Genomic DNA, 15,136 nt, shown 5'->3' with positions numbered 1-15,136 from the left:
ATGCGTTGGCGCGACCTGTAAGTATTCAATGACGTTGCGTGGAGTGACTGTATTAAAGGGGTGTTAATTGTTTTTGTAGTGTGGCTTTGAATAATTAATATTGGTGTAACGGCTTGTTGTTTATATTCTGTATTTGACTTTGGGTTGCCGGGTTGTGTTGTGCTGTTTAGTGTGTGGGTAAGTCCTCGGCTGCAACTAGTGGCTTGGGGGTATTAATGTTGTTTAATTTTTTAATTGGATTATTTATGTTCTCTAATAAAAATAAAAATGCTTATGTTGTTAAAAAGGCTATGGGCAAACGACCTGTTCTCAAGCCAAAACCAGTCGTCAGACCAGTGTCGTCCAAACCTGTATTGCCGGTTAAGCCCCCCATCAAGTCTGTTTTACCAGTCAAGCCTCCCGTCAAACCCATCGTAAAACCGGTTAAGTCTGTTTTGCCAGTTAAACCACCGGTCAAGCCCGTTTTACCAGCCAGGCCCGTTTCGCCACCCAAACCTAAAACTCCCAACGGTACTGGCCGACCTGTTGCAACGAAAAGGCCACCCATGCCGTGGCCGACCATCAACTTCAATATTGATCCGGTTGCTCTGGCGACACTTATTATCAGTCTGGGCGGAATCCTCAATACTGATGGCTCTGCGTCCCTTCCGGATGGCAGTCTGATCGATGCGGGTAAAAACTCTCTCAAGGGCCCGGATGGCGTTATTCATCATCAGGACGGTCGTGTCGAGTTTCCCGATGGCCGGATTATCTGGTCGGATAATACGATCCAATACCCTGATGGGCGCATAGTTTGGGAAGATGGAACGGAGCAACTTCCTGACGGCAGTACCCGATATCCAGACGGCCTCGCCTACGATGCGCAAGGTAATCTTATTGCCGGATAAGTTTGCGGTTGTCTAACTTGTGTGGGCGAATATTTGTCCATCTCTCAATCAGTAAAAACAGAAACACCGCCTACTGGCTTTCCAGTCGGCGGTGTTTTTTTATTGAAAGTTAGCAGGATTGCGGCATTTCACCGTTGGCCAGACGCTTGTTGATGTCGGCAATAACTTCCGGTAGATCGCTGATGGTGTCGATCATGTAGTGTGGGCGCGATCCTGCGAACAGGGCGTGGATGCGCTCGCGTTCGCTGGCCAGTTCATCGCTGGCCAAGGCACGGTAACCCTCGTAGTCCAGGCCCAGCGCGTTGCCCGAGCAGATCAGCGCCACGGTCCACATGCCGGCCCGGCGACCTTCAAGGATGCCCGGCACGGTATCGTCGATCTTCACGCAGGCGCCGACGTCGTCGATGCCCAGTGCGATGACGTTGGCCAATGCCTGTGCTGGCCAAGGGCGGCCGTTCGGCACTTCGTCGGTGGCGACCACGTGGTCGGCGATGTAGCCGTTGGTGGCGGCCAGTTCGACGACTTTATCCATCACCTGTTTCGGGTAGCCGGAGCAGGAACCGATCTTGATGCCTTGCTGGCGCAGGTTGGCGATGGTGTCCAGCGCACCGGGAATCAGCGCCGAGTGTTCAGCGATTTTCTCGATTTGCAGCGGCATGAAGCGCTCGTAGATGGCGGTAACGTCATCGTCGGTCGGCGTGCGGCCGAACGCTTTGCGGTAACGCTCGGCCACCTGCGGCTGATCGCACAGGGTGCGGATGTGATCCCACTTGCCCATGCCCATCGGGCCGCGAGCTTCTTCGATGGAAACCTGAACGTCGAATTCGGCGAAGGCTTCGACGAAGATCTGCGTCGGGGCGAAGGAACCGAAGTCGACCACGGTGCCGGCCCAGTCGAGGATGGCGGCTTGCAGCTTGGTTGGGTTTGCGTAATTCATGATGTTGAAAATCCTATGTTGGCAATGCAATTCAAAATGTAGGAGTGAGCCTGCTCGCGATGGTGGTTATTCATTCAGCATCTGCGTTGGCTGGCAGGGCCTCATCGCGAGCAGGCTCGCTCCTACAGGGGATTCGTGGCGGGTTCAGATTTCGAGGACTTCCATCTCGCGCAGCACTTCGCCCACCGCTGCGACCGCTTCGCGCATTTGGTCCGGGCTGACATGACCGATGCAGCCGACGCGGAAGGTTTCGACCTGAGTCAGTTTGCCGGGATAGAGGATGTAGCCCTTGGCCTTGACCCGTTCGTAGAAGTCCTTGAACTGATAACGCGGGTCATTCGGCGCGTGGAACGTCGCGATGATCGGCGCCTGAATCGCTGCTGGCAGAAAGCTGCGCAAACCGAGTTTGCCCATCTCATCCATCAGCGCCTGGCAGTTGGCGGCGTAGCGCGCATGCCGCGCCGGCAGGCCACCTTCTTCGTTGTATTGCAGCAGGGCTTCGTGCAGCGCCGCGACCACGTGGGTCGGCGGGGTGAAGCGCCATTGCCCGGTCTTCATCATGTAGGCGTGCTGGTCGAACAGGTCCATCGCCAGCGAGTGCGAATTGCCGGCGGCTGCTGCCAATGACTCTTTGCGTGCGAAGACAAAACCCATCCCCGGCACGCCTTCCAGGCATTTGCCGGACGCGGCGATCAGCGCGTCGAACGGCACTTGCTGTGCATCCACCGGCAGCGCGCCGAAGGAGCTCATGGCGTCGATGATCAGGCGCTTGCCGTGTTGCTCGACGACGTGAGCGATTTCCGCCAGCGGATTAAGAATGCCGGTGCTGGTTTCGCAGTGGATCAGCGCGACGTGAGTGATGTCGCTGTCGGCGCGCAGCAGACGGTCGACGTCGTCGGCGGTGGTCGGTTCGTCTTCAGCGGTTTCGAAAGTGCTGAACGAGCGGCCGAGCACTTCGCAGATTTTTGCCAGGCGCTTGCCGTAGGCGCCGTTTATCAGCACCAGTATTTTGCCGTCGCGTGGCACCAGCGTGCCGATCGCCGCTTCGACCGCGAAGGTGCCGCTGCCTTGCAATGGCACGCAGTGGTGGGTCGCGGCGCCGTTGAGAATCGCCAGTAATTGCTCGCAGAGACTGGCGGTCAGTTGATTGAAGCGGTCATCCCATGACCCCCAGTCGACCATCATCGCCTGGCGGGTACGGGCCGAAGTGGTCAACGGGCCGGGAGTGAGCAGGATGGGTTCGGCGGTACTCATTCGTGTGTCCTCGGATAGCGCTGTGGGATGAAGCTACGGGGCCTAAGTTGCAATTTGCCGTTGCATCAATCAAATTGTTTGTTGTTATGCCAGCCATCAGTGAGAGTTATTCATGAACCTGTTTCAGCTGCGCGCTTTCGATGCCGTGGCGCGCGAGGGCAGCTTTACCCGAGCCGCCGCACGGTTATTCATCAGCCAGCCGGCAGTGACCGGGCACATCAAAGCGCTGGAGGAGCACTACCAGATCACTTTGTTGCGACGCACTGCGCGACGGGTGGAACTGACCGAGGAGGGCACCAAACTGGCGGCGATCACCCGCGCAATGTTCGGTTTGGCGGAAGAAGCGCAAACCATGCTGGAGGCCAACCGCCAGTTGCTGACCGGGCGGCTGGAAGTGGCGGCGGACGGCCCGCACATGGTGATGCCGATGCTCGCAAGTTTGCGTGCGCGCTATCCGGGGATCACCGTGAATCTGCGTCTAGGCAACGCTCAGGAAACCCTGGCGGCGTTATTGTCGGAACACGCCGACGTCGCGGTGCTGACCGAAGTCGAACCGCGCAAGGGACTGCATCTGCAAGCACTGAGCGAATCGCGGATTTGCGCGTTGGTGCCAGAGGGGCATCCGTGGGCTGCGCGTGCCGCCGAGGTGAAACTCAAGGAACTTGATCAGGTGATCATGGTGCTGCGCGAGCCGAGTTCGATTACCCGGCGCACATTTGATCTGGCCTGCACGCAGGCGTCGATTAATCCGCGCGTGTTGCTGGAGCTGGACAGTCGTGAGGCGGTGACCGAGGCGGTCGCCGCGCAGTTGGGCGTTGGCGTGGTGTCATCGGTGGAAGTCAGCCACGACCCACGGGTGGTGGCAATTCCGATTGTCGGGGAGGGGTTGGTCAATCGGCACATGATCGGTTGCATGGAGCGGCGGCGGGAGTTGCGTTTGATTCAGGCGTTTTTTGGATTGGCGCCGGCCTGATAAACCGTGGCGCCCTCATCGCTGGCAAGCCAGCTCCCACAGGATTCTCTGGTGTACACACAATTTGTTAACGGCTGAAACCCCTGTGGGAGCTGGCTTGCCAGCGATGGGGCCAGCACTGGTTACACCAGGCTTTCGCGAACCATATCCAGAAAGGTCGCCACCACCCGCCGCGAACTCTGTTCGCGCAAGCACACCAAGGTCTCGGTCAAGCGTCGGGTGCAGTCAGTGATCGGCAACGCGCAAACCCTTGAGTCGGCACCGAATTCAGCCGCCGAGACCACCCCCACACCAATCCCCACCACCACCGCCTCGCGCGCCGCTTCCCGGCCTTCGACCTGAATCGCCGGGCGAATGCGAAACCCCGCCCGGGCCATTTCCTCCTCCAGCGTCTGCCGGGTCACCGAACCGTGTTCGCGCAATACCAGCGGCGTGTCATCCAGGTCCGCCAGGCAGATCGACTCGCGCTCCGCCCACGGGTGATTGCGCGAAACAAACGCCACCATCGGATCGTTGCGCAGCGGTACGCACAGCAAGCGCTCATCGCTGACATCACGCCCCAGCAGCGCCAGATCGGCCTGATAGTTGAACAGGCGAAACAACGATTCATCGGTGTTACCGGTCTCGATTTTCACGTTGATGCCTGGAAAGCGCTCGCAGAACCGCGCGATCTGCGGCAGCACATGCACCGGCGCATCCACCGCCAGAATCAGGCTGCCGGTCTGCAAGGCCTGGGATTCCTGCAATAACTCCTGCGCTTCCGCTTCAATCACAAACAGGCGCTGGGTGATCGCCAGCAAGCGCTCGCCCAGATCGGTCAGGCGTACCGAGCGTTTATTGCGATGAAACAGCAAAACCCCAAAGCGTTCTTCGAGTTTGCGCACCTGGTCGGAAATCGCCGGTTGCGTGAGGAAAAGGCGCTGAGCGGCTTTGGTGAAGCTTCCATGCACGGCCACGGCGTGGAACGCTTTGAGTTGGGCGTGGGAAATTGACATGGCGGCTCCAGTTAAAAGCTGAGCTTATGTGTGAAATACGATAAATCGATTTTATTTATTAAACAGTAATTGCTTTGATCGGCTCACGCCAGCGCCGACTGCTCGATGGAACAGCGGCGCTGGCCATGAGCCTGTGCGTGCAACAGCAGGACTCATCTGACCGGTATCGCCATAAGGGATGGGGTGATATCGCAGTGCTCAACAATAAAAAACACAGGCGTTTACTTAACGATTCTGCCGGCACACTCACACCCTGAGGTCAGAACCACAATGAACAAGCACATCGGCACCATTGCGCGTTGGCGCATGCAGATTTTTGCGATTACCTGGCTTGCGTACGCCGCTTTCTATTTCACTCGCAAAGCGTTTTCGGTGGCCAAACTGGGCATCGGCGAAGACCCGAATTTCATGCTCGACAAAATGACCATGGCCAACCTCGATGCCATCTATCTGGCCGCCTACGCCATCGGCCAATTCACCTGGGGCATGCTCGCTGACCGCTTCGGCCCAAGGGTTGTGGTGTTCGGAGGCTTGCTGATTTCTGCGGCGGCGGCGCTGGTGATGGGCAGTTTCGCCACGCTGCCAATCTTCGCCACTTGCATGTTGATTCAAGGGTTGGCGCAGTCCACGGGATGGTCGGGTTTGTGTAAAAACCTCGGCAGTTTCTTCCCGTCCAAGCAGCGCGGGCGAGTGCTCGGCTTGTGGAGTTCCTGCTACGCATTTGGTGGGCTGGTGGCGTCACCGTTCGCCGGTTGGTGGGCCTACACGCTGATCGGCAGTTGGCACGCGGCGTTTTTTTCCAGTGCCGCAGTGGTGGCGGTGGTGGCGGTGTTGTTCTTTATCTTCCAGCGCGACAAACCGGAAGATGTCGGCCTGCCGGCGGTGGAACCGGAGCCTGTGTTAAGCGCCGAAGAGACCGAAGCCAACAGCAAGCTCAGCGTTTGGGAGCCGTTGAAGGAAATTCTGCGTAATCGCACGGTGCTGGTATTGGGCCTGGCGTATTTCATGTTGAAACCGGCGCGTTACGCGATCCTGCTGTGGGGCCCGGTGATCGTCTTTGAACAGATGCCCAGCGTCGGCAAGGTCGGTGCTGCGATCATCCCCACCTCGTTCGAACTGGCCGGGTTGCTCGGGCCGATCCTGATCGGGCTGGCTTCGGACAAATTGTTCGGCGCTCGGCGCATGCCAGCCTGTGTGATCAGTCTGCTGGCGCTGACCGTGACGCTGGCGTTGTTCATGGCTGCCTTGCAAACGGGCAGTGTTTTGATCGTGGTCGCATTGCTGTTTGTCATGGGCCTGACCCTGTACGGACCCGACTCGATGATCAGCGGCGCGGCCGCCATCGATTTCGGCAAGGCCAAGGCCGGGGCCACCGCTGCCGGATTCGTCAACGGCTGCGGCTCGGTCGGCGCCGTGCTTGGCGGCTTGCTGCCGGGCTACTTCGACACGGTGACAGTGTTCATCGTCTTCGCCGGTTGCGCACTGTTTTCGGCGCTGGTGTTGATTCCGCACTGGAACAGCCGTCCGGTCGGGTTCATGGAACCGCGCGCGTCCATCCCCAACTGCCCCTTGACGATCAAACCTCTACGTAACTGAAAACCCTTTGCCTCGCGGCCTGCTGCGGTGTTCGCGGCAGGCTGTGCCGTGGCCAACTGACTGGAGAAACCCCATGAGACCGTTCTGGCTGGAGCAGGCCCTGCAGGCCGACACCTCCGAAACCTGCCCGCCGCTGCAGGGCGAGGTGCGCACCGACGTGTGCATCGTCGGCGGTGGTTACACCGGGTTGTGGACGGCGATCATGCTCAAGCAACAAAACCCCGAACTCGATGTGCTGCTGATCGAAGCCGACATCTGCGGCGCTGGCGCCAGTGGGCGTAACGGCGGGTGTGCGCTGTCGTGGTCGGCCAAATACTTCACCCTGGAACGCCTGTTCGGCGTCGAGGAAGCGGTGCGTCTGGTCAAGGAATCCGAACGCAGCATTCATGCGATCGGCGAGTTCTGCGAGCAGTACGGCGTCAATGCCGACTACCGGCTCGATGGCACGCTCTATACCGCGACCAACCGTGCGCAGGTCGGTTCGACTGACGCGGTAATCGCTGCGCTTGAGCGCAACGGGATCAACTCGTTCACTCAGCGTCCGGTGGCTGATGTGCAGCGCATGGCCGGTTCCAGCAAGCATCTGGAGGGCTGGTTTTCTCCGGCAGCAGCCAGTGTGCAACCCGGCAAACTGGTGCGCGGGTTGCGCCGTGTAGCACTGGAGTTGGGCGTGAAAATTCACGAAAACACGGCAATGACCGGTTTGGAGGAGGGCCGTCCAGCACGCATTCGCACGGCCAACAGCAATGTGCAGGCAGACCGCGTGGTGTTGGCGATGAACGCGTGGATGGCCCGCGCCTTCCCGCAATTCGAACGCAGTGTGGCGATTGTTTCCAGCGACATGCTGATCACCGAACCGCGTCCGGATCTGTTGCAGGAAATCGGCTTGACCAGCGGCGTCACCGTGCTCGATTCGCGGATTTTCGTGCACTACTACCACAACACCCCGGACGGCCGGATCATGCTCGGCAAGGGTGGTAACACCTTCGCCTTTGGCGGGCGGATGTTGCCGGTGTTCGATCAGCCGTCGCCCTACGCGGGCCTGCTCAAGCGCAGCCTTGACGATTTTTTCCCGGCGTTTGCTGACGTGAAAGTCGACGCGACCTGGAACGGCCCGTCAGATCGCTCGGTCACCGGTTTGCCGTTCTTCGGTCAGATGAGCAGCAGCGGCAATGTGTTTTACGGTTTCGGTTATTCCGGCAGCGGCGTCGGCCCGTGTCACATGGGCGGGCAGATACTTGCGTCGCTGGTGCAGGGGCTGGATAACCCATGGACGCGCTCGCCGCTGGTCAACGGGCCGCTGGGGTATTTTCCGCCGGAGCCAATCCGCTACCTGGGATCGTTGATGGTGCGTAACGCCATCCGCCGCAAGGAGCGCGCCGAAGACCATGGCCACCGGCCCCGGCATCTGGACGTACGCCTGGCGAAATTCGCCGCGGCGGCGGGCAAGGCTGACAAGGGCTGAGTTAATCAGATCCAATGGTCGGTGACTGATTTTGTGGCGAGGGGATTTATCCCCGTTGGGCTGCGAAGCAGCCCCAAAGCCATTCGATGCGGTGCGTCAGTCAAACGTAGGCTGTCTGGACTGGGGCCGCTTCGCAGCCCAACGGGGATAAATCCCCTCACCACAAGGGATCTCACAGGGTCAAATCATGGGCTGCAGTTACAAGGTATAGGCATGGCTGAAGTCATGGGCTGGCGCGATTCAGCAACCAGTCGAGCAACAGACTGCTGTCAGTCGCGGACGGTGTTTCGCGGGGTGTGGGGTTGCGGGTGGTGCCCAGGCACAGGATCGGCCGGTCTGGATCGCTGTCGAGAAAACTCACCCACACTTCACTGCCGACGCTGGGCAAATCATAAGGTGCGATTCGGCCGTTGGCCCGGGTCATGGCGATGGGTAGCCAGATGGCGTCGGTGTCGGCGACTGGTGGCGATTGCGATTGTGATGGCCACAGCCTGACGGCAATCCGCCCTTGCGCGTCGAGCCGCGCAGCTTGCCCCGGTGTTCCCAGCACTTGCGCCAGGTGATAGCCCGCAATGCTCGGGCGCGGTTGCTGCAGTGGCGGGCGAAAGTCGGTTGACCACGGTTGGGCAGTGAAATCGTTGTAGTAACGGTGCACCGTCGGTGCCGGGTCGAGAATCGACGGGTGTTGCCCGTGATGGCGCAGGGTAGTGATCCGCCATTGTTCGTTGAACTGGCTGATGGGATGTTCCGTCACTTGCAACAAGTGCCCGCTGAGCAAACCGACGCAGTCACTGCGGCCATTGATTGAACGATGTTGGCAACGTTGTCGTTCAAGATGGCGACGACTGCGTTGTTCACTGTGGCGTTGCTGCGGCGAAGGCACCGGCAGCGACGGTTTTGACGGGGGCTGATTGGCCGCATCCCCATCGGCCGTCTGGAGCCCTCGATTGCGCACGGCGTGCAGAGTGGGGATGGGCGCGGCGTGGTGGTGCTGGTACAGCGAACGGACACAGGGCGAGGACGCTTGCTCATCCTCCATAAACGGCACCAATGCCGGTTCTTGCGGCAGACTCAGGCTGTCATCGGCGAACACGACAACGTGCCCCTCCGTGCTGTGCTCGAAGTGATAGTGAATGCCTTCTTCTTCGCAAAGCCTGTGCAGCAGCGCCAGATCGCTTTCCTCGAACTGCACGCAGAACGGCCGCGCCGGATACTGACCCACGGTCATTTCAATTCGGAAGCTGTCGGCCGGCAGGGCGTTTTCAGCGAGCAACTGTTCAAGAATCTGCGGCACGCTCAGTTGCACGAACACCCTCCGTTTACACGGCTGCGCCATCCGTTGCAGCGCCGGCACCACGATCAGTCGATAGCCGATGCGGTGCGCCCCGCGATGTTCGCAGCTGGCACTGTCGATCATGCCGTGAATGCCGTGATGGTCGTCCAGACGCAGAAATACCGGTTGCTGCACCAGCGTGCCCGGCGTCACGGCGGGGGCCAGGCCGATCAGTTCGATGTCGAAACGGTAGGGTTGGTTGAGCGCTTCCTCGCCATTGAAACGCACCACCGGCAGGCATAACCCACTGTCGGTCAGGGTGAGGGTAAACGGACTTTCCTTGTCATTGAGCATTCGAACAGGCTCTGTCAGGCAATACGGGCCTCAGAGGGTACGAAACCGTGGCGCGGAATGGTCATGTCAAAGGGTGTTTTCAGAATCGCCCTACAAGCTCTGGTGAAGATGTCGATTCCACATTGGATTTTTTTTGGTCGATTGCCGACTTTAGGCCGTATAAACTTGGCGCCACGCGTCGGCCAATAGATGTCTCGGCGCCACAGATCAAGAGAGTGAGTAATGGGCGCACAGTGGAAGGTTAAACACAAAGAAGCGGCATCCAATGCCAAGGGCAAGATCTTCGGCAAACTGGTGAAAGAAATCACCATTGCTGCGCGCAACGGTGCCGATACCGCGACCAACGCGCACCTGCGTCTGGTGGTCGAACAGGCCAAGAAAGCCTCGATGCCGAAAGAAACCCTCGACCGCGCAATCAAGAAAGGCGCGGGCCTGCTGGGCGAAACCGTGCAATACCACCGCGTGACCTACGAAGGTTTCGCCCCGCACCAGGTGCCGTTGATTGTCGAGTGCGTCACCGACAACATCAACCGCACCGTGGCGGAAATCCGCGTGGCATTCCGCAAGGGCCAATTGGGCGCTTCCGGTTCGGTGGCCTGGGACTTCAACCACGTCGGCATGATCGAAGCATCGGCAGACACTCCGGACGCCGATCCGGAAATGGCCGCCATCGAAGCCGGTGCCCAGGATTTCGAGCCGGGTGAAGAGGGCGCGACCCTGTTCATCACCGATCCGACCGACCTCGACGCGGTGCAGAAAGCCCTGCCGGAACAAGGCTTCACCGTGCTGTCGGCCAAGCTTGGCTACCAGCCGAAAAACCCGGTCAGCGGTTTGAGCGATGAGCAGATGGCTGAGGTTGAAGCGTTCCTCGAAGGCCTCGACAACCATGATGACGTGCAGGATATGTTCGTCGGTCTGGCTGGCTGATCTGTTTATTCAGTAGAGCCGCCATCGCGGGCAAGCCCGCTCCCACAGGTATGGCGTCGTGCACTAATTCCGTGATCGCCGCAAACCCTGTGGGAGCGGGCTTGCCCGCGATTGATCGCGCCGCGGTCACGGCTTTTGCAATACCTCAATCACTTCACTGAACCCCGGCCGCCCAAGCACATCGGGCTGACAGCATCGCCGCTCCAGCGCTTCAAGCACCTGACGTCGCTCATCACTCAGTCCCGAGTCGATCCGCGCCAGCAATTCCCCCAGCAAGACCCCGAACGCCCGTACTTCAATGCGCTGCAGCGCGCGCGTTTCCATGCTGTCGGTGGTGGCATGAAACGACGCTGCGCCGAAATCCCCGAGTAAACAGTCACCCTGATCGTTCAACAGAATGTTGTGTCCATAGAGATCGCCATGGGTGATGCCTTGCTGATGCAGATGCTCAGCCGCCGACGCAACGCCCATGGCAATGCGCAGTGCAACCTGTGCGCTGAAGCGGCAATCCTCGGCGTAGACATCCCGCGAGCAGGACGCCAGGCTCGGCAATCCAGCCAGGTTGGCAAAGCTCGGATCGATCAGTTGCATGACCAAACCTTGCTGGCCGTCGGGATGGCCGTGGATGCGACCTTCAATTCGAATCAGATTCTGGTGCAGCCCAGCCGTGATGCAGGCGTTCATTTCGTGCAGCGGTGAGCCATCGCTGGTCATTTCGCCTTTGTACAACTTCACCGCAACCGGCGTCACCGCACCATCGGCGCGTTGCCAGATCGCCCGGGAAATCACCCCGGAGGCGCCTTCGCCCAGTTGTTGCTCCAGACGCAGCGCCGACCAGTCGATCTGCGGTGTCGCTTCAAGAGCCGCGGCGTCGGCTTCGGTTTCCAGCGGATTGCCGGCGTAGGCCAGCCACGTCAGGCTCGGCAACGTCAGTAGCCAGTGTGGCAACTCGGTCAACTGGTTGGCGGCGATGCGCAGCAGTTCCAGCCGGTGGCAATGACTCAGCGAAGACGGCAACGATTGCAGGCGATTGCCCGCCAGCATGAGTTTTTGCAGGTGTGGACGTTCACCCAGTTCGCTCGGCAGTGTTTCGATGCAGTTGTCCGTCAGGATCAGCCAGCGCAGCAGCGGTGGCAGGGCAGCGCCAGGTACGTCGGCGATGCGGTTGGCCTTGAAGCCGATCATCGTCAGCGCCGCGCATTGGCCAAGGCAGGCGGGCAGTGCGGTGAACTGGTTGTCGGAGCAGAACAGCACGCGCAATCGAGTCAGGCGATGCAGGTCATCCGGCAGGCAGCTCAAGGCGTTGCCGCTGAGATTGAGGACTTCCAGGGTGTCGGCCAGATCGAAGATTTCTGCCGGGAACTCGGTCAGGCCGCAGGACAGGTCCAGCCGCGTGATGCCCGACAATTCGCCGGCGCGCAATTGAGCAAGGGTGTGCATATGGGAATTCGCAATAAGGGGGTCGCTGGGAATGGGCGACATGATAGCGGCAAAGCTGTTGTTTGAAATTTTCTCGGATCTTGAAAACGCTACAAAACCCTGTGGGAGCCAGCCTGCTGGCGATAGCTATTTTTCAGCCGACGAGTGTTTTGCAGGTTTGCTCCGTTCAATTGTGGGAGCGAGCTTGCTCGCGAAGGCGTCCGCTCTGTTGATGGTGTTTTTGCTGATTGGGTACATATCCGGTGCTGCGGTAATGGCCTCTTGGGGTTGCGCCCTGACGTTCGGCCCTCGCTGTGGCTCGGGTACCTTCGCTCCGGGCGTTCGCACATTTCAACTGTAGGAGCTGCCGAAGGCTGTGAGCTTTTGATTTTGGTTGTTAATAAACAGATCAAGAGATCGCAGCCTGCGGCAGCTCCTACAGGGGGCGCTCAGTAAACTCAGTCCCTGTGGGAGCTGTCCGTGCTGTGTTCTTCCTGCAACTGCCCCAACCGGCTGCGGGTCCGGGCCAGATCGGTAACCTGACCCGCCAGGCTTTCGCCCAGAGGCAATCGACCGAGCAACGTCAGGTGTTTGTCCTGGTCGTAGAGCACGTCGATCAAGTTGATGAACCGCTGCTGCGCGGCAATCGAGCATTCGTCCAGTTCCGGCAGTCCGTCGATGATCCAGTGGTCGAAGCGGCGGCACAATTGCAGATAGTCCATGACGGCCGTCGGCTGTTCACACAGGTCAGCGAAGGTGAAGCCGACGCGGCGGTCCTCGCAAAAACGTGCGCGAAACGCCCTTGAGCCAACGGTTAATGAAATGGCTGGCGCATCCTCTGTCGGCAGGTTCAGCGCCTCACGCTGAGCGGGCGTGGCTGGCCACACGTAGAGGCCCTGAGTGAACACCTGATGCGCATGGCTGCGCATCTGACTGCGGTAGTCGTGAGGGCCGCCGACTTCCATGACCTGCATGCGCGAGTTGATCAGCTCGATCACTGGTTTGAACCGGGCGTGGTACAGCGGATTGGGCAGCAAGCCTTCGGGCGGATAGTTGGAGGTCACCAACAGCAGAATCCGCCGTTTGAACAGCGCCTTGAACAGTCGGGTGATGAGCATCGCGTCGCCAATGTCATGCACATGAAACTCGTCGAAACACACTACCCGACAGTCCAGCAGCAGTGCATCGAGCGTGGTGGCGAGGGCATCGTCCTGATGGCGATGGTCGAACATGCCCTGATGCAGTTGCGCAAAGAATTCATGGAAGTGCAGGCGACGTTTCTGCGCAATGGGCAGTGCCTGAAAAAAGCCGTCCAGCAGCCAACTCTTGCCGCGCCCCACGCTGCCGTACAGATACAGACTCGGTGGGGTTTGCGCTGTTGCGCCGAACAGCAGACTGGCCTGCTGCGCCATGCAGTCGATCACGCGCAGCTGACTGTGGCTGAGGGTGTAACCCTGGCCGTTGGCCTTGTCCCGGAAGTAATCGCGGATCAACCGGGCGTTGGCGTCATGGCCGGCGTTGGCGGGCCTGCCTTTGCCGAACAAACGGCGCAGCACCGGCCAGCGCTGGGTCAGTCGCGATCGTTTCGGTGGTTGGGCGGGCACTGGCGGTCACTCCGTATTTCGTCGAGCCGGCGCGGCGGCATAGTTTAACCAGTCGCGGAACGAGCCTTCCAGCACAGCCGCTCGAGAGTGGGCGGTCAGTGAACAATTGTGCGGCGTGTACAACCTGATAATAAGCGGCGCACCCAATCGCCGGCAGGCTGATTCCAGATTGGAATCCGCGTTGATTTTCAGAATTGCAGCGATTGCTTGAGCAGTGGCGCGGCCGGTGTATCGACCGGACTGACCATCGCATAGTTGTAACCACCGCCTGACCAGTAGTCCGCCTGCAAATCCCCATCACTGCGACTGCCCCTGGGCAAGAAGGTGTTTTTTGGCCCAGGCGGTCGCACATAAAAACTGACCTTGTGCCCACTCGCATCCTCATACATCACCATCGCCGCCGGCCCTTCATCGGTACTCAGCAAGCGTCCGCTGACCGGTTCAAACCCCGCCGCCGCCAAATCTGGCAAGCGACCGACCCGAGTGAAATAGCGGTCGAGCCAGCGCTGCATGTCGCCAGCACCCTCGACCTTGTAATCCGCGGGCAGCATGCCTTGCTGGGCAATCAACCGATACGCTTGCAAGGCGTCGGTCATGGGTAACACGGAGGCGCGCACCAAGGTCATTTCCCGTGCCTGCCAACCGCTGAAACCACCGACGCTCACCGCGATCAGCAACACCGCTGCGCTGGCCAGATGGCGGCGTGACTGACGCTGGCGGCGCTGACGAATCATCGTCGGATCAAGCGCTGGATTGGCCGGTTGCTGCAAGGCGCCGCTCAGTGCCGCACGCAGTTGCTGGGCGTCCTGTTGCCAGGCGCGCACCTGAGCGGCCTGGTCTGGATGGTTGCCGAGCCAGGTTTCCAGCAAGCGCCGGTCGGCGTCGCTGAGTTGGTGGTCGACGTAGGCGTGCAGGTCGCGCTCGCTGGGAGGCATGCTGATCATTTGAGTATCCGCAAAGAAGGACTGATGATTTCGCCGTCGCTGAGTTGGCGCAAAGCCTGGCGGGCGCGGGACAGGCGTGACATCACGGTGCCGATCGGGGCGTCGAGAATCTCGGCGACCTCTTTATAGGAAAGGCCCTCAACCGAGACCATCAGCAGCAGCGCGCGCTGTTCGCTGGGCAGTCGGTCGAACGCTTGCAGGGTCGATTGGGCGATCACGGTGCGCTCGGTCGACGGTTCGGCATCGTCGCGACCGGTGAAAAACTCGAGCATCCGCGCATAACGGCGGGAGCGGCGATGGGCATCGAGAAACTGCCGGTAGAGGATCGAAAACAGCCAGGCACGCAGATCCCCGTCAGCGCGCTTGCCGCCCCAACTCGACAGGGCCCGCTCAAGGCAAGCCTGCACCAGATCGTCGGCGCTGCTGCTGTTGCGCGTCAACGACACGGCAAAGCGCCGTAACCGGGGGATCAGTTCACGCAGTTGTTCGTCTAGCTCGTTCATGGCGA

The 15,136-nt window shown here is 59.9% G+C and carries 13 protein-coding genes; 5 read left to right on the top strand and 8 right to left on the bottom strand.

What is annotated here, in order from left to right; all coding sequences use genetic code 11:
• Positions 1–215: 215 nt before the first annotated feature.
• Complete coding sequence (locus ACA061_RS16835) at positions 216–887, top strand: hypothetical protein (protein ID WP_497299670.1); 672 nt, start codon at positions 216–218, stop codon at positions 885–887.
• A 109-nt stretch (positions 888–996) separates the two neighbouring features.
• Here the strand turns inward: ACA061_RS16835 and phnX are convergent, their stop codons facing one another.
• Positions 997–1,824 carry a phosphonoacetaldehyde hydrolase gene (phnX, locus tag ACA061_RS16830; RefSeq protein ID WP_497299669.1) on the bottom strand — a complete coding sequence of 276 codons (828 nt, stop codon included), beginning with the start codon at positions 1,822–1,824 and terminating at the stop codon, positions 997–999.
• A 144-nt stretch (positions 1,825–1,968) separates the two neighbouring features.
• Entirely contained in the window at positions 1,969–3,078 is a 1,110-nt protein-coding gene (locus tag ACA061_RS16825; protein ID WP_497299668.1) for a 2-aminoethylphosphonate--pyruvate transaminase, read from the bottom strand.
• Positions 3,079–3,190: 112 nt separating this feature from the next.
• Here ACA061_RS16825 and ACA061_RS16820 point away from each other — a divergent pair, with 112 nt between their 5' ends.
• Positions 3,191–4,051: a LysR substrate-binding domain-containing protein gene (locus ACA061_RS16820; RefSeq protein ID WP_210699721.1), complete on the top strand. Its 861-nt coding sequence runs from the start codon at positions 3,191–3,193 to the stop codon at positions 4,049–4,051.
• Between the two features lie 122 nt (positions 4,052–4,173).
• Here the strand turns inward: ACA061_RS16820 and ACA061_RS16815 are convergent, their stop codons facing one another.
• Entirely contained in the window at positions 4,174–5,046 is an 873-nt protein-coding gene (locus tag ACA061_RS16815) for a LysR family transcriptional regulator (protein WP_115147298.1), read from the bottom strand.
• A 270-nt stretch (positions 5,047–5,316) separates the two neighbouring features.
• Here ACA061_RS16815 and ACA061_RS16810 point away from each other — a divergent pair, with 270 nt between their 5' ends.
• Both ACA061_RS16810 and ACA061_RS16805 read left to right on the top strand, forming a co-directional pair.
• Entirely contained in the window at positions 5,317–6,642 is a 1,326-nt protein-coding gene (locus ACA061_RS16810) for an MFS transporter (protein ID WP_210699722.1), read from the top strand.
• Positions 6,643–6,715: 73 nt separating this feature from the next.
• Positions 6,716–8,107, top strand: coding sequence for an FAD-dependent oxidoreductase (locus ACA061_RS16805; RefSeq protein WP_210699723.1), 1,392 nt, complete (start codon positions 6,716–6,718; stop codon positions 8,105–8,107).
• 223 nt (positions 8,108–8,330) lie between these two features.
• On the opposite strand, the gene ACA061_RS16800 is transcribed toward ACA061_RS16805, so the two are convergent.
• Complete coding sequence (locus ACA061_RS16800; RefSeq protein WP_497299666.1) at positions 8,331–9,734, bottom strand: type VI secretion system Vgr family protein; 1,404 nt, start codon at positions 9,732–9,734, stop codon at positions 8,331–8,333.
• Positions 9,735–9,956: 222 nt separating this feature from the next.
• On the opposite strand from ACA061_RS16800, the gene ACA061_RS16795 reads away from it, so the two are divergent.
• Entirely contained in the window at positions 9,957–10,661 is a 705-nt protein-coding gene (locus tag ACA061_RS16795; protein ID WP_042559931.1) for a YebC/PmpR family DNA-binding transcriptional regulator, read from the top strand.
• Positions 10,662–10,787: 126 nt separating this feature from the next.
• Here the strand turns inward: ACA061_RS16795 and ACA061_RS16790 are convergent, their stop codons facing one another.
• The 4 genes from ACA061_RS16790 to ACA061_RS16775 all read right to left on the bottom strand — a co-directional run bounded on the left by ACA061_RS16790 (position 10,788) and on the right by ACA061_RS16775 (position 15,131).
• On the bottom strand, positions 10,788–12,101 hold the full coding sequence (locus tag ACA061_RS16790) for a leucine-rich repeat-containing protein kinase family protein (protein WP_497299665.1): 1,314 nt from the start codon (positions 12,099–12,101) through the stop codon (positions 10,788–10,790).
• A 437-nt stretch (positions 12,102–12,538) separates the two neighbouring features.
• A complete protein-coding gene (gene zapE, locus ACA061_RS16785) occupies positions 12,539–13,684 on the bottom strand; it encodes a cell division protein ZapE (RefSeq protein ID WP_497299664.1) in 1,146 nt (381 codons plus the stop codon).
• Positions 13,685–13,872: 188 nt separating this feature from the next.
• The gene (locus ACA061_RS16780) at positions 13,873–14,628 is read right to left on the bottom strand and encodes an anti-sigma factor family protein (protein ID WP_497299663.1); all 756 of its coding nucleotides are present in this window, start codon (positions 14,626–14,628) and stop codon (positions 13,873–13,875) included.
• The gene (locus ACA061_RS16775) at positions 14,625–15,131 is read right to left on the bottom strand and encodes a sigma-70 family RNA polymerase sigma factor (RefSeq protein ID WP_150618340.1); all 507 of its coding nucleotides are present in this window, start codon (positions 15,129–15,131) and stop codon (positions 14,625–14,627) included. The genes ACA061_RS16780 and ACA061_RS16775 overlap by 4 nt, the downstream gene beginning before the upstream one ends.
• Positions 15,132–15,136 lie beyond the last annotated feature (5 nt).

The organism is Pseudomonas sp. LBUM1668, from assembly GCF_059695715.1.
This window is presented reverse-complemented; position numbering and strand designations above follow the sequence as displayed.